The organism is Streptomyces coacervatus, from assembly GCF_029223485.1.
Taxonomy (GTDB): Bacteria; Actinomycetota; Actinomycetes; order Streptomycetales; family Streptomycetaceae; genus Streptomyces; species Streptomyces coacervatus.
In genome coordinates, this window is record NZ_JARHTP010000028.1 from 18,018 (window position 1) to 37,601 (window position 19,584).

At 69.9% G+C, this 19,584-nt stretch carries 20 protein-coding genes; 5 read left to right on the forward strand and 15 right to left on the reverse strand.

The window, feature by feature from the left end; translation table 11 throughout:
• Positions 1 to 7: 7 nt before the first annotated feature.
• The gene (locus tag P2Q00_RS45345) at positions 8 to 697 is read left to right on the forward strand and encodes a DUF1275 family protein (protein WP_275780685.1); all 690 of its coding nucleotides are present in this window, start codon (positions 8 to 10) and stop codon (positions 695 to 697) included.
• Here P2Q00_RS45345 and P2Q00_RS45350 read toward each other — a convergent pair.
• Both P2Q00_RS45350 and P2Q00_RS45355 read right to left on the reverse strand, forming a co-directional pair.
• Positions 649 to 1,977 carry a class I SAM-dependent RNA methyltransferase gene (locus tag P2Q00_RS45350; RefSeq protein ID WP_275780686.1) on the reverse strand — a complete coding sequence of 443 codons (1,329 nt, stop codon included), beginning with the start codon at positions 1,975 to 1,977 and terminating at the stop codon, positions 649 to 651. The two genes, P2Q00_RS45345 and P2Q00_RS45350, sit on opposite strands and share 49 nt — an antisense overlap.
• Positions 1,978 to 2,095: 118 nt before the next feature.
• On the reverse strand, positions 2,096 to 4,150 hold the full coding sequence (locus tag P2Q00_RS45355; protein ID WP_275780687.1) for an APC family permease: 2,055 nt from the start codon (positions 4,148 to 4,150) through the stop codon (positions 2,096 to 2,098).
• A 404-nt stretch (positions 4,151 to 4,554) separates the two neighbouring features.
• On the opposite strand from P2Q00_RS45355, the gene P2Q00_RS45360 reads away from it, so the two are divergent.
• Together P2Q00_RS45360 and P2Q00_RS45365 are read left to right on the forward strand one after the other, a co-directional pair.
• Positions 4,555 to 5,226 (forward strand): potassium channel family protein, encoded by a 672-nt coding sequence (locus tag P2Q00_RS45360; RefSeq protein WP_275780688.1) that lies wholly within the window; start codon positions 4,555 to 4,557, stop codon positions 5,224 to 5,226.
• Positions 5,226 to 5,903, forward strand: coding sequence for a potassium channel family protein (locus tag P2Q00_RS45365; protein WP_275780689.1), 678 nt, complete (start codon positions 5,226 to 5,228; stop codon positions 5,901 to 5,903). The genes P2Q00_RS45360 and P2Q00_RS45365 overlap by 1 nt, the downstream gene beginning before the upstream one ends.
• Before the next feature lie 191 nt (positions 5,904 to 6,094).
• On the opposite strand, the gene P2Q00_RS45370 is transcribed toward P2Q00_RS45365, so the two are convergent.
• From P2Q00_RS45370 to P2Q00_RS45405, 8 genes are all read right to left on the reverse strand, one after another.
• Positions 6,095 to 6,856: a DUF3159 domain-containing protein gene (locus P2Q00_RS45370; RefSeq protein WP_275780690.1), complete on the reverse strand. Its 762-nt coding sequence runs from the start codon at positions 6,854 to 6,856 to the stop codon at positions 6,095 to 6,097.
• A 3-nt stretch (positions 6,857 to 6,859) separates the two neighbouring features.
• On the reverse strand, positions 6,860 to 7,258 hold the full coding sequence (locus tag P2Q00_RS45375; protein ID WP_099931846.1) for an OB-fold nucleic acid binding domain-containing protein: 399 nt from the start codon (positions 7,256 to 7,258) through the stop codon (positions 6,860 to 6,862).
• A 45-nt stretch (positions 7,259 to 7,303) separates the two neighbouring features.
• The gene (locus P2Q00_RS45380) at positions 7,304 to 7,990 is read right to left on the reverse strand and encodes a response regulator (RefSeq protein WP_275780693.1); all 687 of its coding nucleotides are present in this window, start codon (positions 7,988 to 7,990) and stop codon (positions 7,304 to 7,306) included.
• Positions 7,987 to 10,533 carry an ATP-binding protein gene (locus tag P2Q00_RS45385; RefSeq protein WP_275780694.1) on the reverse strand — a complete coding sequence of 849 codons (2,547 nt, stop codon included), beginning with the start codon at positions 10,531 to 10,533 and terminating at the stop codon, positions 7,987 to 7,989. Before P2Q00_RS45385 ends, P2Q00_RS45380 begins: the two co-directional genes overlap by 4 nt.
• Positions 10,534 to 10,714: 181 nt before the next feature.
• Entirely contained in the window at positions 10,715 to 11,893 is a 1,179-nt protein-coding gene (locus tag P2Q00_RS45390) for an alginate lyase family protein (protein ID WP_275780764.1), read from the reverse strand.
• Between the two features lie 161 nt (positions 11,894 to 12,054).
• Positions 12,055 to 12,816, reverse strand: coding sequence for a DUF3710 domain-containing protein (locus P2Q00_RS45395; protein WP_275780695.1), 762 nt, complete (start codon positions 12,814 to 12,816; stop codon positions 12,055 to 12,057).
• A gap of 1 nt (position 12,817) precedes the next feature.
• Positions 12,818 to 13,369, reverse strand: a complete 552-nt coding sequence (gene dut / locus P2Q00_RS45400; RefSeq protein WP_275780696.1) for a dUTP diphosphatase — start codon at positions 13,367 to 13,369, stop codon at positions 12,818 to 12,820.
• Positions 13,366 to 13,950 (reverse strand): PaaI family thioesterase, encoded by a 585-nt coding sequence (locus P2Q00_RS45405; RefSeq protein WP_275780697.1) that lies wholly within the window; start codon positions 13,948 to 13,950, stop codon positions 13,366 to 13,368. The genes dut and P2Q00_RS45405 overlap by 4 nt, the downstream gene beginning before the upstream one ends.
• A gap of 58 nt (positions 13,951 to 14,008) precedes the next feature.
• On the opposite strand from P2Q00_RS45405, the gene P2Q00_RS45410 reads away from it, so the two are divergent.
• Positions 14,009 to 14,473, forward strand: a complete 465-nt coding sequence (locus P2Q00_RS45410) for a DUF3093 domain-containing protein (protein ID WP_275780698.1) — start codon at positions 14,009 to 14,011, stop codon at positions 14,471 to 14,473.
• A 6-nt stretch (positions 14,474 to 14,479) separates the two neighbouring features.
• Here the strand turns inward: P2Q00_RS45410 and P2Q00_RS45415 are convergent, their stop codons facing one another.
• The 4 genes from P2Q00_RS45415 to P2Q00_RS45430 form a co-directional block, all read right to left on the reverse strand.
• Entirely contained in the window at positions 14,480 to 15,442 is a 963-nt protein-coding gene (locus P2Q00_RS45415; protein WP_275780699.1) for a hypothetical protein, read from the reverse strand.
• A gap of 13 nt (positions 15,443 to 15,455) precedes the next feature.
• Positions 15,456 to 15,752, reverse strand: a complete 297-nt coding sequence (locus tag P2Q00_RS45420) for a DUF4193 domain-containing protein (RefSeq protein ID WP_005481602.1) — start codon at positions 15,750 to 15,752, stop codon at positions 15,456 to 15,458.
• Positions 15,753 to 16,147: 395 nt separating this feature from the next.
• Positions 16,148 to 17,392, reverse strand: a complete 1,245-nt coding sequence (locus tag P2Q00_RS45425; RefSeq protein WP_275780700.1) for a sensor histidine kinase — start codon at positions 17,390 to 17,392, stop codon at positions 16,148 to 16,150.
• Positions 17,393 to 17,398: 6 nt separating this feature from the next.
• Positions 17,399 to 18,052 carry a response regulator transcription factor gene (locus P2Q00_RS45430; RefSeq protein ID WP_064730231.1) on the reverse strand — a complete coding sequence of 218 codons (654 nt, stop codon included), beginning with the start codon at positions 18,050 to 18,052 and terminating at the stop codon, positions 17,399 to 17,401.
• 425 nt (positions 18,053 to 18,477) lie between these two features.
• On the opposite strand from P2Q00_RS45430, the gene P2Q00_RS45435 reads away from it, so the two are divergent.
• Positions 18,478 to 18,642: a hypothetical protein gene (locus P2Q00_RS45435; protein ID WP_242764828.1), complete on the forward strand. Its 165-nt coding sequence runs from the start codon at positions 18,478 to 18,480 to the stop codon at positions 18,640 to 18,642.
• A gap of 123 nt (positions 18,643 to 18,765) precedes the next feature.
• Here the strand turns inward: P2Q00_RS45435 and P2Q00_RS45440 are convergent, their stop codons facing one another.
• Positions 18,766 to 19,581 carry an inositol monophosphatase family protein gene (locus P2Q00_RS45440; protein ID WP_275780701.1) on the reverse strand — a complete coding sequence of 272 codons (816 nt, stop codon included), beginning with the start codon at positions 19,579 to 19,581 and terminating at the stop codon, positions 18,766 to 18,768.
• Positions 19,582 to 19,584: the final 3 nt, after the last annotated feature.

Genomic DNA, 19,584 nt, shown 5'->3' on the forward strand with positions numbered 1-19,584 from the left:
GGCCCGAATGGCCGCCGACGCGGCCGGTTTCTCCCTGGCCGCCTCGCTCGCGGCCCTCGTCTCGTTCGCCGTGGGCGCCCTGCTCGGCGGCCGCCTGGCGCACAGGGCGCGGGCCCACCGCGGCCGAGTGCTGTACCTGGCCCTGCTGCTGGAGACCGCCCTGTGCCTGGCGGCGTACGTCATCGCGGAAGCCGCCGCCACCCCGTACCCGGGCAGCGCGCGCTACACGCTGATCGCACTCCTCGGCCTCGCCATGGGCGTGCAGAATGCCGCCGCACGCGCGCTGGCGGTACCCGATCTGACCACGACCGTACTGACGCTCACCATCACCGGAGTCGCCGCGGACAGCCGGGCAGCAGGCGGGAAGGGCGGCAAGGCGGGCCGCCGCACGCTCTCGGCGGCGGCGATGTTCACCGGCGGCCTTGCCGGCGTTCACGCTGACGCGCTCCGACGCCGCCTGGACTGTAGGCACCATGATCACCGCCCTGCTCACAGCCACCCCCGCCCTCCTGCCCACCTATCTGCTCGCCCCTGCCGGCGGGGCGCTGGCCGCAACGGTCGCGATACGACGCATCAGCGCAGGCCACGGGAACACGCGATGGCTGCCGCGTCCCTCACTGCCAGGCATGCCGTGTGGGAATGGGCAGGTCAGAGGCCCTTTGCTGCGGGCTCGAGAATCGCCACACACTCCACATGATGAGTCATCGGAAACAGGTCGAACGCCCGCAGCGTCCGCACCTTGTAGCCGCCGTCACGGAAGTACCCCAGATCCCGCGCCAACGCCGCCGGATCGCACGCCACGTACGCGATCCTGCGTGCCCCCAGCGAGGCCAGGTGCTCCACCGTCTGGCGGCCGGCCCCCGCGCGCGGCGGGTCCAGGACGATGAGGTCGACCTCGGTGATTCCGGTGCGCGGCAGGACGGACTCCACCTTGCCCTGCTCGATCCGCACCCGCTCGAAGTCGGCGAGGTTGTGCCGGGCGTCCTCGACGGCCCGCTTGCCGGACTCGATGCCGAGCACCGCGCCCTTCTCGCCGAGGCGGTCGGCGAGGGCGCCGGCGAAGAGGCCCACACCGCAGTACAGGTCCAGCGCCATGTCGCCCTTGCGCGGCAGCAGGCCCTGCATGACCGCCTTGACCAGGGTGTCGGCGGCCATCGGGTGGACCTGCCAGAAGCCGCCGCTGCCCACCCGGTGGGTCCGGCCGTCGGCCCGCTCGCGCACAAAGGCGCGGCCGTGGACACGGTGGATGCCGCCGTCCTTCTCCTCGACGCGCATCACGGACACCGGCTTGTCGAGCTCGACGAGGGGCAGCCGGGCGCCCGGCCGAGGCTCCAAGATCACCATGCGGTCCTGGGAGCCGGTCGCCGCGATCGCCTCGACGGATGCCATCCCGGACCAGTCGCGCTCCTCGATGCCCAGTTCGCTCACACCGGGAGCCGCGATCATGCAGTGCTCGATCGGCTCGACCTCGTGCGAACGGTGCCGGCGCAACCCGGCGTTGCCGTCGGCGTCCACCGTGTACTGCACCCGCGTCCGCCACTGCGGCACCTCGCCGGCGGGCAGCTTGTCGCCCTCGGCCGGCATCACCGTGCCGTCCCAGCCGGCCTCCTCGGGCGTGAGGCCCGCGAGCCGCTGCAGCTGCTCGGCGAGGACCTCGCCCTTCAGCCGGCGCTGCGCCCCCGGCTTGGCGTGCTGCCAGTCGCAGCCGCCGCAGCGGCCGGGACCGGCGTAGGGGCAGGGCGCCTCGATGCGGTCCTTGGAGGCCGAGAGCACCTCGACCGCGTCCGCGCGCAGGAAACGGGCGCCCTCCTCGCCCTCCGTCACCCGCGCCACGACCCGCTCACCGGGCAGCGTGTGCCGGACGAACAGCACCTGGCCCTCGGACGTACGGGCGATGCAGTGCCCGCCGTGGGCGACGGGGCCGATCTCGACCTCGTACTCCTCACCCACCAGCGACTTCTTCGGTTCTGTCTGCATGGCGGGGTGACTCCACAACATCGAAAGGGAAACAGCGAGAGGGAACTGCGAAAGAGAACAGCCGGACAACAGCCCACCAGTCTACGTGGGCGTCGTCCGGCCGTTTGACCGACGCCTGTCAGCCCTTGGTGTCCGAGGACTCCTTCGGCCGGCCCTCCTCGGCCGGACCGCGCCGCACCGAACCCGGCGCGTTCCACTCCTGCCGCTTGCGGGCCCGCACCTTCGCGGCCTCCGAGGACTGCAGCTGGTAGGGCACGGACGTGACCATGATGCCCGGCGTGAACAGCAGCCGGCCCTTCAGCCTGAGTGCGCTCTGGTTGTGCAGCAGGTGCTCGTACCAGCGGCCCACCACGTACTCGGGGATGATCACGGACACCGCGTCCCGCGGCGACTCCTTGCGCAGCCCCTTCACGTACTCGATGATCGGCCGCGTGATCTCGCGGTACGGCGAGTCGAGCACCTTCAGCGGTACGTCGATGCCGCGCTGCTCCCACTCCTCCTTCAGCGCCTTGGTCTCCGCCGCATCGACGTTGACTGTCAGCGCCTCCAGGGTGTCCGAGCGCATCAGCTTGGCGTAGGCGAGGGCACGCAGCGTGGGGCGGTGGATCTTCGAGATCAGGACGACGGAGTGGACGCGGGACGGCCGTACGCTGTCGTCGCTGGGGCCCTCGGGCGCCGCGATCTCCGCGGCCACGCCGTCGTAGTGCTTACGGATCGCCGTCATCGTCGCGTAGAAGATCACCATGCCGAGCAGCGCGACCCAGGCGCCGTGCGTGAACTTGGTGACGAGGACGACGACCAGCACCAGGCCGGTGAAGAAGGCACCGAAGGCGTTGATCGCGCGGGAGCGCACCATGTGGCGGCGCTTGGCCTGGTCCTGCTCGACGGCCAGATGGCGGTTCCAGTGGCGGACCATGCCGGTCTGGCTGAGCGTGAAGGACACGAACACGCCGACGATGTACAGCTGGATCAGCCGGGTCGAGTCGGCGCCGTAGATCACGGTCAGGAGCGTGGCCGCGCCGGCGAGCAGCACGATGCCGTTGGAGAAGGCGAGGCGGTCGCCGCGGGTGTGCAGCTGGCGGGGCAGATAGCGGTCCTGGGCGAGGATCGAGCCGAGGACCGGGAAGCCGTTGTAGGCGGTGTTGGCTGCGAGGAACAGGACCAGCGCGGTGGCCGCGGCGAGCACGACGAACAGGAAGCTGCCCTTGCCGAAGACGGCCTCGGCGACCTGGGTGATCACTGGGTTCTGGACGTAGTCGGCGCCGACCCCGATGCCGTTCTTGAGGAGGTCGGTGGCCGGGTTCTCGGCCATGCGGACCTTGGTCGTCAGGGCGAGGACGATGATCCCGCAGAACATGGTCACGGCGAGCAGGCCCATCGCGGCGAGCGTGGTCGCCGCGTTCTTCGACTTGGGCTTGCGGAAGGCCGGCACACCGTTGGAGATCGCCTCGACACCGGTGAGCGCGGCACAGCCGGAGGAGAAGGCGCGCAGCATCAGGAAGACCAGAGCGAATCCGGCCAGCCCCTGGTGCTCGGCCTTGATCGTGTACTGCGCCGTGGGCGCCCGCATGGTGTCGTCGAGCACCATCCCGCGGAACGCGCCCCACGCGATCATGATGAAGACGCCGCCGACGAAGACGTAGGTCGGAATCGCGAAGAGCTTGCCGGACTCCTTCACGCCACGCAGGTTCATCAACGTGAGCAGCACGATCACCGCGACCGCGCAGAGCACCTTGTGCTCGACCACGAACGGCACCGCGGAACCCAGGTTCTCGATGCCGGACGCGATCGACACGGCGACAGTGAGGACGTAGTCGACGAGCAGGGCGCTGGCGACGGTCAGGCCCGCCCTGGGACCCAGGTTGGTGGTGGCGACCTCGTAGTCGCCACCACCGCTGGGATAGGCGTGCACGTTCTGCCGGTAGGAGGCGACGACGGTGAACATGAGCACGACGACCGCGAGCGCGATCCACGGGCTGAAGTGGTACGCCGACACGCCCGCGATGGACAGGACCAGCAGCACCTCTCCCGGGGCGTAGGCCACGGAGGACAGCGGGTCGGAGGCGAAGACGGGCAGCGCGATGCGCTTCGGCAGGAGCGTTTCGCCCAGCCGGTCACTGCGCAGTGCGCGCCCGATCAAGATCCGTTTGGGCATGTCGGTCAGTTTGGACACAACAGGTAATCGTAGGCGTTCGAACGGGCGCTCAACCACCGGCCACCCCCCATCTGCCCTCCGGGTGAAAACAGGGGCCGGTCCGGCTGCGGATTCCGCAGGTCGCCGAGGCGGCATGCCTATATGACAAGTACCGCCCGTTTCCCCGACCGTCACGGGCCCGTTGCCGTCCCCCGGAGGTTCCATGCACGCCACCGCAGAGTTGATCGGAGCCGCGGCGGCCCTCGTCGGCCTCGGAATCCTGACTCTTGCCAGCGTCCGCAGTATCAGCCGCCGCTGACGTCACACTCCGCACGGCAACCGTGCACAGGGGTGCCGACGTCCTACCGCGCGTGTGTAGCTTGGGCGTCTGTCTGAGACCCTGATGTGGCTGAGCAGTAACTCTTGACACCGGAAGGACGGTCGTGCACATCGTCATCATGGGCTGCGGAAGAGTGGGTTCCGCTCTTGCCCAGACCCTGGAGCAACAGGGGCACACGGTCGCAGTGATCGACCAGGACCCCACCGCCTTCCGCCGCCTCGGCCCTGGATTCGGCGGCCGCCGGGTCACCGGGATCGGCTTCGACCAGGACACCCTGCGCGAGGCCGGCATCGAGGAGGCCGGTGCCTTCGCCGCCGTGTCCAGCGGCGACAACTCGAACATCATCTCCGCACGCGTGGCCCGCGAGATGTTCGGCGTGGAGAACGTCGCGGCCCGCATCTACGACCCGCGTCGTGCCGAGGTCTACCAGCGCCTCGGCATCCCCACCGTCGCGACGGTCCGCTGGACGGCCGACCAGATGCTGCGCCGGCTGCTGCCCTCGGGCGCCGAGCCGCTGTGGCGCGACCCCACCGGTGGTGTCCAACTCGCCGAAGTACACGCCTCCACGGCCTGGGTCGGCCACAAGATCAGCAGGATGCAGGAGGAGACGGGCGTCCGCGTGGCGTTCCTGACCCGGCTCGGCGAGGCCATGCTGCCCAGCTCGCAGACGGTGCTGCAGGAGGGCGACCTGGTGCACGTGATGATGCGCACCGACGAGGTCGACAAGGTCGAGGCGTCCTTCGCCAAGGGTCCCGAAGAGGAGGGCGGTCACTGATGAGGGTCGCCATTGCCGGTGCCGGTGCGGTCGGCCGCTCGATCGCGGGCGAACTGCTGGAGAACGGACACGAGATCCTGCTGATCGACAAGGCCCCCACGGCCATCTCGGTCGAGCGGGTCCCCCAGGCGGAGTGGCTGCTGGCCGACGCCTGCGAGATCACGTCGCTGGACGAGGCGGCACTGCAGCGCTGCAACGTCGTGATCGCCGCGACGGGCGACGACAAGGTCAACCTGGTCGTCTCGCTGCTCGCCAAGACGGAGTACGGCGTCCCGCGCGTCGTGGCCCGCGTCAACAACCCCAAGAACGAGTGGCTCTTCAACGAGTCCTGGGGCGTCGACGTGGCCGTCTCCACCCCCCGCCTGATGTCGGCTCTGGTCGAGGAAGCGGTCTCGGTCGGCGACCTGGTCCGCCTCCTCCGCTTCAGCCACGGCGACGCCAACCTGGTGGAACTGACGCTGCCGGAGGAGTCGGCCCTGGCCGGCACCCAGGTCGGCGACGTGGAATGGCCCGAGGACACGTCCCTGGTCACCATCATCCGCGGCACCCGAGTCCTCACCCCCTCCCGCGACGACTCCCTGGAACCGGGCGACGAACTCCTGTTCGTAGCCGCCCAGGCCCGCGAGGAACAACTGGAGGACCTGCTGTCGGTACGGCGCGAGGACGCAACGGGCTGACCGCCTCGACCGACCGCTACGACGACGAAGGGCGCCCCGAAATCAGGGGGCGCCCTTCGTCTTTGTCTCCAGCCCGTCCGGCTCGTCTTTGTCTTCAGCCCGTCCGGCGTTCGGTTTTTCAGCCCGTCCGGCGTTTGAGGACGAGGCCGTTCAGGCCGAAGCGGGGGTCTGGGGGCGGCAGCCCCCAGGGACTACGCCTCCCGACGGTGCCGCCCGCCACTCGCCTCAGCCCCCGCGGCAGCGGCAGCCGCAGCGGCCCGCTCCTTCTCCGCCTGCTCCTCGGCTTCCATCTCCGCGAACACATCAATCGGCGCGGGCGCCTTCGCCAGGAACACCCACGTCAGCCACACGGCCAGCAGGAACGGCGGAATCTTCAGCGCCACCAGCACCCAGCCCAGCTGCGCCGTGTTGGCCCACCAGTACAGCGGAAAGAGGATCGCGCACTTGGCCAGCAGAATCAGACCCCAGGCCCAACTGGCCTTCGCATACGCCTTCTTGCGCCCCGGATTACGTGTCCGCCAGGAGAGGTTCTCCTTGAACACCGGCCCGAGGATCAGCCCGAGCAGCGGAACCCCGCACAACGTCGTGACGATGTACGCCAGCGCCAGCCCCAGCGTGTACAGCATGCCCGGCAGATAGAAGTCCTTGGCATTGCCCGTCATCATCGCGAAGACGACACCGAAGGCGACGCCGAAGACACCGCTGAACGCATGCTTGACGGTGTCCCGCATGACCAGGCGGACCACCACGAGCAGCAGGGACACCGCGAGGGCGGCGATGGCCGACCAGTGCAGGTCCTTGTTGATCGTGAAGATGGTGACGAAGAGGAGGCCGGGCAGCACCGTCTCGACCATGCCCCGCACTCCGCCGAACGCCTCGAACAGGGCGGCCTCGGTCACCGCCCGCGCGTCGTCGGCTTGAGTGTCTTCGGTCGGCTTGTCGAGCGACGTCACCGGCTACTCCCGTCCGAGGGGTCTCAGTTCGTATTTCGGATTGAACAGCACCCGGCGGCCCCGGCTGAGCGAGACGCGGCCCGATGCGATCAGCCTGCGCCCCGGTTCTATGCCCACGATGGAGCGCCTGCCGAGCCACACCACGTCCAGGGCGGCGGAACCGTCGAACAGCTCGGCCTCCAGGGCCGGGACGCCCGCACGCGGCCGCAGGGTGACCGTGCGCAAGGTACCAGTAACCGTGACGATCTGTCGGTCGTGACAGTCACCGATCCGGGTACATCCGGCGGTCGCCGTGTCCTCACGCAGCTCCTCGGACTCCAGGTCCTCCTGCGACGAGGAGAGCCGGTCCAACATGCGCCGGAACCGGCCCACCGGCTTTTCGGAACGAGGAACAGCACTCATGTCTGAAGCCTACCGGGGTGCACTGACAGCCACGTACCCGCGGGCCTAGGGCTCGAACCGGTAGCCCATCCCCGGCTCCGTGATGAAGTGCTTGGGGTGCGACGGGTCCGCCTCCAGCTTCCTGCGCAGCTGGGCCATGTAGACCCTCAGGTAGTTCGTCTCGGTCCCGTATGACGGACCCCACACTTCCTGGAGCAGCTGCTTCTGGCTCACCAGCCGGCCCGTGTTGCGCACCAGCACCTCCAGCAGATGCCACTCCGTGGGCGTGAGCCGTACGTCCTTCCCGCCCCTGTTGACCTTCTTCGCGGCCAGGTCGACGGTGAACTCCTCGGTCTCCACGGTGGTCACGTCGTCCTCGCCCGCGCCGACCGGCTCGGCACGGCGGACGGCGGCCCGCAGCCGGGCGAGCAGTTCGTCCATGCCGAAGGGCTTGGTGACATAGTCGTCGGCGCCCGCGTCCAGGGCCTCGACCTTCTCGTCGGAGGTGTGCCGGGCCGACAGCACCAGGATCGGCACGCGGGTCCAGCCGCGCAGGCCCCTGATCACCTCGACGCCGTCCATGTCGGGCAGGCCCAGGTCGAGGACGACCACGTCGGGGTGGCGGGCGGCGGCGAGCTGCAGGGCGGTGGCGCCGTCGTGGGCCGCGTCGACCTCGTACTTGCGCGCCTTGAGGTTGATCACAAGGGCGCGCACGATCTGCGGCTCGTCGTCGATCACCAAGACCCGGGTCATGTGACCTGCCTTTCGGGTTCCGCTGGGTGGAGAAGCCCCTGCGCGCGCGATCCTGCCGCACGCAGGGTGAGGACCATGGTGAGGCCGCCGCCGGGGGTGTCCTCGGCGGTCAGGGTGCCGCCCATGGCCTCGGCGAAGCCGCGCGCCACGGCGAGGCCGAGGCCCACGCCGGCCCCGCGCGGGGCGTCGCCGTAACGCTGGAAGGGCTCGAAGATGCGCTCCTTGGCCTCGTCCGGGACGCCCGGGCCGCGGTCCACGATGCGGACCTCGACACGGTCGGCGATGGCGCTCGCCGCGACCAGTACCGCCCGGTCCGGCGGGCTGTACTTGACAGCGTTCTCGACCAGGTTGGCCACCGACCGCTCGAGGAGCCCCGGGTCCACGTCGACCATGGGCAGGGTCTCCGGCACCTCCAGCTCGACGCTGTCCTCGGGCACCCCGACCAGCGCCATCGGTACGACCTCGTCGAGGTCGACCTCGCGGATCAGCGGGGTGACCGTGCCGGTCTGGAGGCGGGACATGTCCAGGAGGTTGCCCACCAGGTGGTCGAGCCGGTCGGCACCCTCCTCGATGCCCTCCAGCAGCTCCGCCTGGTCCTCCTCGGACCACGCCACGTCGTCCGAGCGCAAGGAGGACACCGACGCCTTGATCCCGGCCAGGGGTGTACGGAGGTCATGGCTCACGGCGGCCAGCAGCGCCGTACGGATGCGGTTGCCCTCCGCCAGCGTCCGGGCCCGGTCGGCCTCCTCCTGGAGGCGCCTGCGGTCCAGTACGACGGCTGCCTGGGCGGCGAACGCGGCCAGCACCCGGCGGTCCTCGGCGGGCAGCACCCGGCCGGTCAGTGCCAGCGCCATGTGGTCCCCGACCGGCACGTCGACGTCCGCCTCGTCCGGTCGCTCCACCGCCGGTCCGAGTCCGGCGCGCCCCGCACAGGTCCACGGGTCGTGCTCGCTCGCCCGCTCCAGCAGGGCCGCCGACTCCATGCCGAAGGTCTCGCGGACCCGCTCCAGGAGCTCCTCCAGGCCGGTCTCGCCGCGCAGCACGTTGCCGGCGAGGAAGGACAGGATCTCCGACTCGGCGCGCAGCCGGGCCGCCTGGTGGGTGCGGCGGGCGGCGAGGTCGACCACCGAGGCCACCGAGACGCCGACGCCCACGAAGATCACGATGGCGACGATGTTCTTCGGGTCGGCGATGGTCCAGCGGTGCAGGGGCGGTGTGTAGAAGTAGTTCAGCAGCAGTGAACCCACCGCGGCCGAGGCCAGCGCGGGCAGCAGCCCGCCGAGCAGGGCCGCGGCGACCGTCACCGCCAGGAACAGCAGCATGTCGTTGGCGAGCCCGAGGTGGACGGTGTTCAGGACCGCCGCCAGGACTGCGGGGCCGAGTACGCCGACCAGCCAGCCCCAGATGATCCGTGACCGGCCGAGCCGCGCCCCCCGGCCCACCGGCAGGCCGCGCCCCTTGCCCGCCTCGTCGTGGGTGATCAGGTGCACGTCCAGGTCGGGCCCGGAGTCACGGGCCACGGTCGCGCCGACGCCCGGCCCGAAGACGTACTGCCAGCTCTTGCGCCGTGAGACGCCGAGCACGATCTGGGTCGCGTTGACCCCGCGCGCGAAGGCGAGCAGGGCCGCCGGTATGTCGTCGCCGACCACGTGGTGGAAGGTGCCGCCCAGGTCCTCCACGAGGGTGCGCTGCACGGCCAGTTCCTTGGGCGAGGCGGCCGTCAGACCGTCGCTGCTGGCTATGTAGACGGCCAGCACCTCGCCGCCGGCGCCCTTCTCGGCGAGGCGCGCGGCCCGCCGGATGAGGGTCCGGCCCTCGGGGCCGCCGGTCAGGCCGACCACGATCCGCTCCCGGGAGCCCCAGATCTTCGACACCCGGTGGTCGCTGCGGTACTGCTTCAGGTACTCGTCGACCCGGTCCGCCACCCACAGCAGGGCCAGCTCCCGCAGCGCGGTCAGATTGCCCGGCCGGAAGTAGTTCGACAGGGCCGCGTCGACCTTGTCCGGCTGGTAGATGTTGCCGTGTGCCATCCGGCGGCGCAGCGCCTGGGGCGACATGTCGACCAGCTCTATCTGGTCCGCCCGCCGCACCACCTCGTCCGGCACGGTCTCCCGCTGCCGCACCCCGGTGATCGACTCGACGACGTCGCCCAGCGACTCCAGATGCTGGATGTTGACGGTCGAGACGACGTCGATGCCGGCCGCGAGCAGCTCCTCCACGTCCTGCCAGCGCTTGGCGTTGCGGGAGCCGGGGATGTTGGTGTGGGCGAGCTCGTCCACCAGAGCCACCTGTGGGCTGCGGGCGAGCACGGCGTCGACGTCCATCTCGGTGAAGGTCGTGCCCCGGTACTCCAGCTCCTTGCGGGCCACCTGCTCCAGGCCGTGCAGCATGACCTCGGTGCGCGGCCGACCGTGGTGCTCCACGAAGGCCACCACGCAGTCGGTGCCCCGCTCCACACGCCGGTGCGCCTCGGAGAGCATCGCGTACGTCTTGCCGACGCCCGGTGCCGCACCGAGGTAGATCCGAAGCTTGCCGCGTCCCATGGCCCCTATTGTCTTCCGGTCCCTGCTGCCTACGCAGCGTCGACCTTACGGCCAGCAATCGCGACAAAAAGTCCCGGGACCGGCCTGACGACCGTCTTTGACAAAACTCTGACGCCGTGGCGCTCAGTGCTCGACGATCTCTCCGTCGTCCAGCTCCGGCACCCGGTCCTTCAACGGTCGGTCAGCTCGGATTGTCCCCGTGGGTGAGGGTCTCCCAGGCGACGAAGAGGTTGTTGCTGCCGGCCGGGCGGTTCTGTTCGGTCAGCGTCTGGGTGTTGGCCATCGCGATACCGAGGCGGTTGTGCAGGGCGTTGTACCCGACCTCGGTGACCGGCCCGAGCCCGAGCTTCAGCGAGCCGCCGCACAGCCAGCTCGGGACGGCCGCGCCCAGCTGGTACTTGGCCTGGAACCCGAGCGCCTGCCGCAGCCGCTCGCCGACATCGGTGCCGTAGAGGTCCTGGCCCTGGATCCGGCTGGTCTCGGCGACGTGGGAGATCGCGGAGATGCCGTAGCCCGTGTGGGTGAGGTCGCGGCAGGTCTCCTGGGTGAGGCCGGTGACGAAGGTGGACTGCCCCTGCCAGTAGCTGACGATCTTCGCCTTGGTGTCGAGGTTCTGGCTGGGCACGGTCTTGGGCAGATCGCCGTCGGAGGTGAGATAGACATACGCGGCCGTACGGGTCCGGAACTTCGCCATGGCCTTGTCGTACGACGTCCTGTCCTCCAGGAAGACGGAAATGCCGACGGCGGCCTCCATCATCGACAGCTCCCAATTGCCGTTGGAGTTGGAACCGTTGATGATCTCGGGGAGGTAGACGTTCCGGAGCATGGTCGCGAAGCGGCCGGAGTTCGCCCAGCCACCGGTGTACGTGTACTTGATGATCTCGGCGGCCTTCGGCCAGGAGGAGCCCGCCCAGCCGGTCTGCAGGGGCGCGTTGCTGTTGGTGTGCTCCTTGATCACGGCGGACCAGGCGTCCATCAGCTCGATGGACTTCTTCGCGTACCGGTCGTCGCGGGTGATGTACCAGGCGAGCGCGTCGGTGTACGCGGCTATCGCGTCCTCGCGCTCGTCCGTGCAGCCGTAGTTCGGGTTGGAGTACGGGCCGCACTCGACCGTCGCCCGCGGTTTCGGCGTGCGGTTCAGGTCGGCGTACTTGCTCGCCGTCATCTGGTCGAAGGCACCCTTCCAGGGCTGGGCGCCTGCATCGACCTTGCTGCGGGTGAAGTCCAGCTGTGCCTTGGAGACGGTGACTCCGGGGTGGACGAAGGCGGCGGGGGCGGCGTCGGCATGGCGGGCGGCAGGCCAGGCGATCATGCCCACGACAAGCGCGGAGGCGGTGGCGAGGAGTGCGGTACGGCGCATGGCGGGGGTCATCCGTTCTTGTATGTGAACGTGAAGCGCCTTTGTGAACAGACGCGTTGAGCGGAGACCGTAGGTACAGACCAATACGCCGTCAAGGGGTCACGCATACGGAAAGGGCCGCACCCCCCGTGGAGGAGGGTGCGGCCCTTTTCGATGTACGGCTAACGAACCTCGGTGATCTCCGGGCCGCGCTGCAGCTGCCCCATGCCGCCGGAGAAGCGCGAGCCCTCCTCCTGCTGGACGCCCTCGGGGACCATCTGGGCGTCGTTGGGCAGCTTCAGGACGATCGGGTCGCGGGGCGCCATCGGGCCCTCGCCCCGGACCACTACCGTGTCCCGGAAGATCTGCTCGAGCAGACCGGCCGCCTGCGGCTGCACCGCGCCCTGGCCCGAGATCACCCCGCGCAGGAACCAGCGCGGACCGTCCACGCCGACGAACCGCACGACCTGGAAACCGCCCGTGCCGTCCGGCAGCTGCACCGGCACCTGGGCGCGCAGCTCCCAGCCCAGCGGGCCCTCGACCTCGTCGATGATCCCACCCTGCTGGGTGATCCCCGAGCCGATCTCCTCGCGCACCTCGCCCCAGATGCCCTCGCGCTTGGGAGCGGCGAAGGCCTGCAGCTGGATGGCGCTGTCGCGCAGTACGACGGTCGCCGCGACGATCGCGTCGCCCGCGACCTCGACCCGCAGCTCCATGCCGTCGACTCCGGGCACGAAGAGTCCGCCCAGGTCCACGCGGCCCTCGGCGGGGTCGCGTACCTCGGTGTCGTCCCAGGGCCCGTCGGGCCGCGGCTCGGGCTCCAGCCTCACGCGCTCGCGCCCGCCCTCTTCGTCGTCCGCCTCAGTGTCGACGTAGTCGACGACCTGCTCGGCCTCGCCGGCCGCATCCTCGGCGGCACCCTTCTTCTTGCGACGTCCGAACACGTCACTGTCCTTCCCGGTCGGATACGACCGAAGCGTATCGATTCCCACCCGTAGTGCCGCCACTGGCGGCCTGACCGCTTGTGCTGTTCGTTCCGGCCACCGCCGCATGTCCTCCGGTGGACCCGAAGCCCCCTTCGGCCCGCGCCGAATCAGGAAGCTCCGCGACCTCCTGGAAGCGGACCTTCTCGACCTGCTGGACGACCAGTTGGGCAATCCGGTCGAAGCGCTCGAACCGCACGGCCTCGCGCGGGTCGAGATTCACCAGGATCACCTTGATCTCCCCACGGTACCCGGCATCAACCGTCCCCGGGGCATTCACCAGGGCGACACCGCAGCGGGCGGCGAGCCCGGACCGCGGGTGCACGAAGGCCGCGTACCCCTCCGGGAGGGCGATCGACACCCCGGTGGGCAGCACGGCCCGCTCCCCCGGCTTCAGTTCGCACGCCTCGGTGGTGCGCAGATCGGCGCCCGCGTCACCGGGATGTGCGTACGACGGAAGCGGTACGTCGGGGTCGACGCGCCGGATCTGTACGTTCACGGGGTCACGGCTCACGGGTTCACCTCGAAGGCGCGGGCGCGCCGGCGCTGGTCGGGGTCGCTCATGGCGGCCCGGATCTCCTCCGGGCGGCCGTTGTCGATGAAGTGGTCGACCTTCACCTCGATGAAGAGCGCATCGGCGCGGACGGCGACGAGGCCGTCCGGACCGCCGATCCGCCCGGTGGCGGACGAGTAGATCTTGCGGCCCGCCACCGCCGTCACCTCGGCCTCCAGATGCAGCACCGTCCCGACCGGAACGGGCCGTACGAAGTCGGTCTCCAGCCGCCCGGTCACGGCGATGGTCCGCAGCAGCCAGTTCAGCGAACCGAGGGTCTCGTCCAGGGCGGTGGCCAGCACACCGCCGTGGGCCAGTCCGGGCGCCCCCTGGTGGGCGGGCTGCACGGTGAACTCGGCGGTGATGGTCACGCCCTCGCCGGCCCGCGCCGCCAGGTGCAGCCCGTGGGGCTGCTCGCCGCCGCATCCGAAACACTGTTCGTAGTGGGCACCGAGCAGCTCACCGGGCGCGGGAGCGTCAGGGTGCCGCACGGGTTTCACCGCGTCGGCGGGAGGCTGAAGAGCTGCGGAAGTACCACTCACAGCCGCAGACCTTACCCGCGCGTCGGCACTATCCGGACACCGTGCCAAGCTTGCCTCCATGCAGCTCTCCGCCACCCCTTACGAAGAACGCCTCACCGCCCCCCGCTCATGGTGGCTGATCTCCTTCCTCGTGGGCGTCTCCTTCGCCCTGATCCTGCTGCCCTTCGGCACTCTGCCGATGCTCGGCGGCCTGGTCGGCGGAACGGCGGCGATGGCGGTCGCGGCGAGCTCGTACGGCTCGGTCCGCATCCGTGTGGTGGGCGGCTCGCTGATCGCGGGCGAGGCGAAGATCCCCGTCACGGCGCTGGGCGGGACGGAGGTCCTGGACCCCGAGGAGGCGCGCGCCTGGCGCACCTACAAGGCCGACACCCGCGCCTTCCTCCTGCTGCGTGCCTACATCCCCACGGCCCTGCGCGTGGAGGTCACCGACCCCGAGGACCCGACGCCCTACCTGTACCTGTCGACGCGGGAGCCGGAGCGCCTGGCCGAGGCGCTGCGGACGGCCAGGGAGGCCGTGGCGTAACGGCCGTCAGCCCGCCAGGCCGTCCCCCAGCTCCAGCGGCTGCTCCGGGGCTTCCAAGGGCGGCAGTTCGGGCAGCGCGTCCCAGGGCACCTGGATCTTGCGCAGGTCCTTGCGGATCCGCTCCGCGAGTTTCCTGGTGTCCCGGCGGTTCATGACCGCCCCGACGGCGGCGCCCACCATGAAGGGCATGAGGTTCGGCAGGTCGCGGATCGTGCGCTTCATGATCTGCTGGCGCAGTTCGCGCTTCATATGGCCATTCAGCGCCGAACTCACGGTCGACGGCTTGGTCACTTCGATCCCGCGCTCTCCCGACCAGGAGTTGAGATACGCGGTGCTGCGCTGCTTGAGGTTGCCGGGCGGGCGTACGCCGTAGACCTCGTGGAGTTCGGCGATCAGCTTCAGCTCGATCGCCGCGACCCCGGTGATCTCGGCGGCCAGTTCCGTCGGCATCGCGGGCGGTACGGGCAGCATCGCCGCCGCTCCGATCCCCGCGCCGACCGTCGACGTGGCGGCCGCTGCGCCTGCCACGAGCTTGTCCGCGAGCTGCTCGGGCCCCAGGCCCGGGAACTGTCTGCGGAGCGCCGCGAGGTCCCGTACGGGGATCCGCGGGGCGTTCTCGATGATCCGGTCGGTGACGTACGCCAGGCCCGCCCTGGCGGCGCTGCCGCCCTTGCGGACACCTTCCCTGGCCTTGTCCCGGATCACCGCCGCCCTCCCCCACCCTCGACTTCGCTCGGTCGGGGGGACCCCCATCCTCACGACGGGCACGGAAACCTGCGACGGGGCCGGGAGGTCACCCCGGCCTACCGCCGGTTCGAGCGAGGCCGATCCTGTGGACCCCGTGGTACCCGGTGTCGCACCGGAGGGGCCCCGCTCGTCGTCACGCGTGCCGTGAGGGCCGCCGGGCGGCCCTTCGTCCGCTCCCTGCAGGGGGGAGCGGCGCTTCCAAGGTGGGGTCGAGCCAGTCACGGCCGACCCAGCCTCAGTCGCAGTCGCGGCAGATCGGCTGGCCGTTCTTCTCCCGGGCCAGCTGGCTGCGGTGGTGCACCAGGAAGCAGCTCATGCAAGTGAACTCGTCCTGCTGCTTCGGCAGCACCCGGACGGCCAGCTCCTCATTGGAGAGGTCCGCGCCGGGCAGTTCCAGGCCTTCGGCGGCCTCGAATTCGTCGACGTCGACCGCGGAGGTCGACTTGTCGTTCCGCCTGGCCTTGAGTTCTTCCAGGCTGTCCGAGTCGACGTCGTCGTCGGTCTTGCGTGGGGTGTCGTAATCCGTTGCCATGTCGCGCTCTCCCCCTCTGGGTGTCTGCGGTGTCTCCAGCGCACGTAACGCGTGAGAGGCCGGACTTGTGCCCGACCCGAGGCGGAGATTTTGCCTCACATCAAGGTCTGTTACTCAATCGACACCCAACCGGACTCCTCAAGAGTGATCGGCTTGGATGGCGAACGGGACCGTACACGGTCCCCATGCCGCTCTTCAAAGGCGTCTCACCCTGTACTTCCCGTGATCAGGACACCCGAAAACCCGGATTTTCCCGGCTTTCCGGCAGTCCTCATGATCACGGAGAGTAGATGGCTGGAAAATCGCCCTTGTGATCGATCACACATAGGATGCGCCGTTCGGCGGCCAGAAAATTCCGCGCAAAGCGAACATCCCTGTGTGTCGGCGACATGCTCTCAGATCGGCAGGGCGACGCGCATCACGAGCCCACCCCCCTCACGCGGCTGTGCCGAGATGTGCCCGCCATGGGCCCGGGCCACGGACCGGACGATGGAAAGACCGAGGCCGACGCCCTTGTCGCTGCCGGTGCGCTCGGTACGCAGCCGCCGGAAGGGCTCGAAGATGTTGTCGATCTCGTACGCCGGTACGACGGGTCCGGTGTTCGCCACGACCAGGACCGCCTGGCCGTGCTGGACCTCGGTGGTGACCTCGACCCAGCCGTCGCCCGGCACGTTGTACCGCACGGCGTTCTGCACGAGGTTGAGCGCGATCCGCTCCAGCAGCACGCCGTTGCCCTGCACGACCGCGGGCTTCTGCTCGCCGCGGATCACCACGCCCTTGGCGTCCGCCTCCGAGCGCACCTGGTCGACGGCCTGCTCGGCGACCTCGGCGAGGTCCACCGGCTTGCGCTCGACGATCTGGTTGTCGCTGCGGGCGAGCAGCAGCAGGCCCTCCACGAGCTGCTCGCTGCGTTCGTTGGTGGCCAGCAGTGTCTTGCCGAGCTGCTGGAGCTCCATCGGCGCATTCGGGTCGGACAGGTGCACCTCGAGGAGCGTGCGGTTGATCGCGAGGGGTGTGCGCAGCTCGTGCGAGGCGTTGCCGACGAAGCGCTGCTGGGCGGTGAAGGCGCGCTGGAGGCGCTCCAGCATGTCGTCGAAGGTGTCGGCCAGCTCCTTGATCTCGTCGTCCGGGCCGTCCAGTTCGATCCGGCGGGACAGGTCCGAGCCGGCCACCGCGCGCGCGGTGCGCAGGATCCGGCCGAGCGGGGACAGGACGCGGCCCGCCATGGCGTAACCGAAGGCGAAGGCGATGATCGCGAGGCCGAGGAGGGCGAGCAGCGAGCGACTGAGGAGATCGTCCAGGGCGACGTGCCGCTGGTCGTCGATGCACCTGCTGACCGCATCGTTGAACTGGAGGTAGTTGGAAGCGTTCGTGATGCCGGGGCAGTTGTCACTGGTGACCTTAAGCTCGGTCGCCCCCACGATCTTGAACAGGGGTTCGTTCCCCGTGTTGATCGCCTGCGCGGCCAGCAGATAGATGATCGACAGCAGCAGGATGCCGGCAATCAGGAACATCCCGCCGTACAGCAGCGTGAGCCGTATCCGGATCGTGGGGCGCAGCCACGGAAAGGGCGCCTCCGACTTGCGGGGGTCCCAGTTGGGCTTCGGTGGCGCCTGGGGAGGCGCGGGGGGCGCGGCCATGGGGGATCAGATCCGGTAGCCGGAACCGGGGACGGTCACGATGACCGGCGGCTCCCCCAGCTTGCGGCGCAGCGTCATGACGGTCACGCGCACGACGTTGGTGAACGGGTCGGTGTTCTCGTCCCAGGCCTTCTCCAGCAGCTGCTCGGCGGAGACGACCGCGCCCTCGGAGCGCATCAGCACCTCCAGCACGGCGAACTCCTTCGGCGCGAGCTGGACCTCATTGCCGTCGCGGAAGACCTCGCGGCGGTTGGGGTCGAGCTTGATGCCCGCGCGCTCCAGGACCGGCGGCAACGGCACACTGGTGCGCCGGCCGAGGGCACGCACGCGTGCGATGAGCTCGCTGAACGCGAAGGGCTTGGGGAGGTAGTCGTCGGCGCCGATCTCCAGGCCCTCGACCCGGTCGCTGACGTCGCCGGAGGCCGTGAGCATCAGCACGCGCGTGGGCATGCCGAGTTCTACGATCTTGCGGCACACGTCGTCGCCGTGCACCAGCGGGAGGTCGCGGTCGAGGACGACCACGTCGTAGTCGTTGACGCCGATGCGCTCCAGGGCGGCCGCACCGTCGTACACGACGTCGACGGCCATGGCCTCCCGGCGCAGTCCGGTGGCCACCGCATCGGCGAGCAGCTGCTCGTCCTCGACGACGAGTACGCGCACGTCGTTTGTCCTTCCTGTGTCCACCCGCGTAGCGCCTGACGGGCACGCGCGGGCGGAAGCCTTCATGGGTGTGTGCCTCCATCCTGCCTTTTTCGGTCATAAGTCGGCTGTAAGACGGGTGGGCGGGGGATGAGGGCAGGATGAAGGACAGGTGTGAGACCCGGGAATGCGAGATTTTCTCGACGGGTTGAGGTTTCCGTGGAAGGGAGCGGGGGGAGGACGGTTCATACCCCGCGATCACGCTCTGCTAGTGCCGCAGCACCATGCGGTACGGCGCAATCCGCTTTCCGCAGAGTGGGCGTGGGTGCCCGGCACCGTCGCCGCCCAGTGCGGCAGCGCTGGGCACCTGCAGGAGACGTGATCGCCCCTTCCGAACGGCACACCCCCGTGCCATCGACCCACGACCCAGGACGAGGGGGCGCAGCATGGACGCATTCACCGCAGGACTTCTGCAGCGCATAAGGACGACCGAGTCCGACCTGACGCGGGCTCGCGACGAGGGCGACGACTTCCTCGTCGAGGTGGAACAGGCCGAGCTCGACGACCTGCGCCGCCTCGCCGCCGAGCACGGTGTGGAGGTCGGCGCATAAGCGTCTGCGTCTGATCAGCGCGTACGTACGACAGCGGGCCCCCGGCGAATCCAGCGCCGGGGGCCCGCTCCGTTGGCGTACGACGGCGCTCACGTGCCGTTCGGCCGCGATGCCGCCCGGCCCTCAGTCGTGCCAGGCGCCGAGGTCCTCCAGGAGGCGCTGGAGGGGCTCGAAGACGCCCGGGGCTGCGGCGATCGCCAGATCGCGTGCCGGGCGCTCTCCGGGGCGTCCGCCGGTCAGCGCGCCCGCTTCCCGGGCGATGAGGTCCCCCGCCGCGAGGTCCCATGGGTGCAGCCCGCGCTCGTAGTAGCCGTCGAGACGGCCGGACGCGACGTCGCACAGGTCGACGGCGGCCGAGCCGCTGCGCCGGATGTCGCGCAGCAGCGGGATCAGCCGCTGGGCGACCTCGGCCTGGTGGGTGCGGACCTCAGTGACGTAGTTGAAGCCCGTCGAGACCAGGGCCTGGTCGAGCGGTGGCGCGGGACGGCAGGCCAGCTCGCGCTCGCCCTCCCAGGCACCCGTGGCCCGGGCCCCGCCGCCGCGGACCGCGTGGTACGTCTCGCCGCGCATCGGGGCCGCGACGACCCCGACGACGGTCTCGCCGTCCTGTTCGGCCGCGATGGAGACGGCCCAAGTGGGCAGCCCGTACAGGTAGTTGACCGTGCCGTCGAGCGGGTCGATCACCCAGCGGATCCCGCTGGTGCCCTCGGTGGAGGCGCCTTCCTCGCCGAGGAAGCCGTCGTCCGGGCGGTACTCGGAGATCAGGTCCGTGATCAGCTTCTCCGCCGCGATGTCCATCTCGGTGACCACGTCGATCGGGCTCGACTTGGTCGCGGCGACCGCGAGGTCGGCCGGGCGGCCGTCCCGCAGCAGCTCCCCGGCGCGGCGGGCGGCCTCCTGGGCCAGCGTGAGCAGTTCCTGGTGCAGGGGGTCGGTCACGGG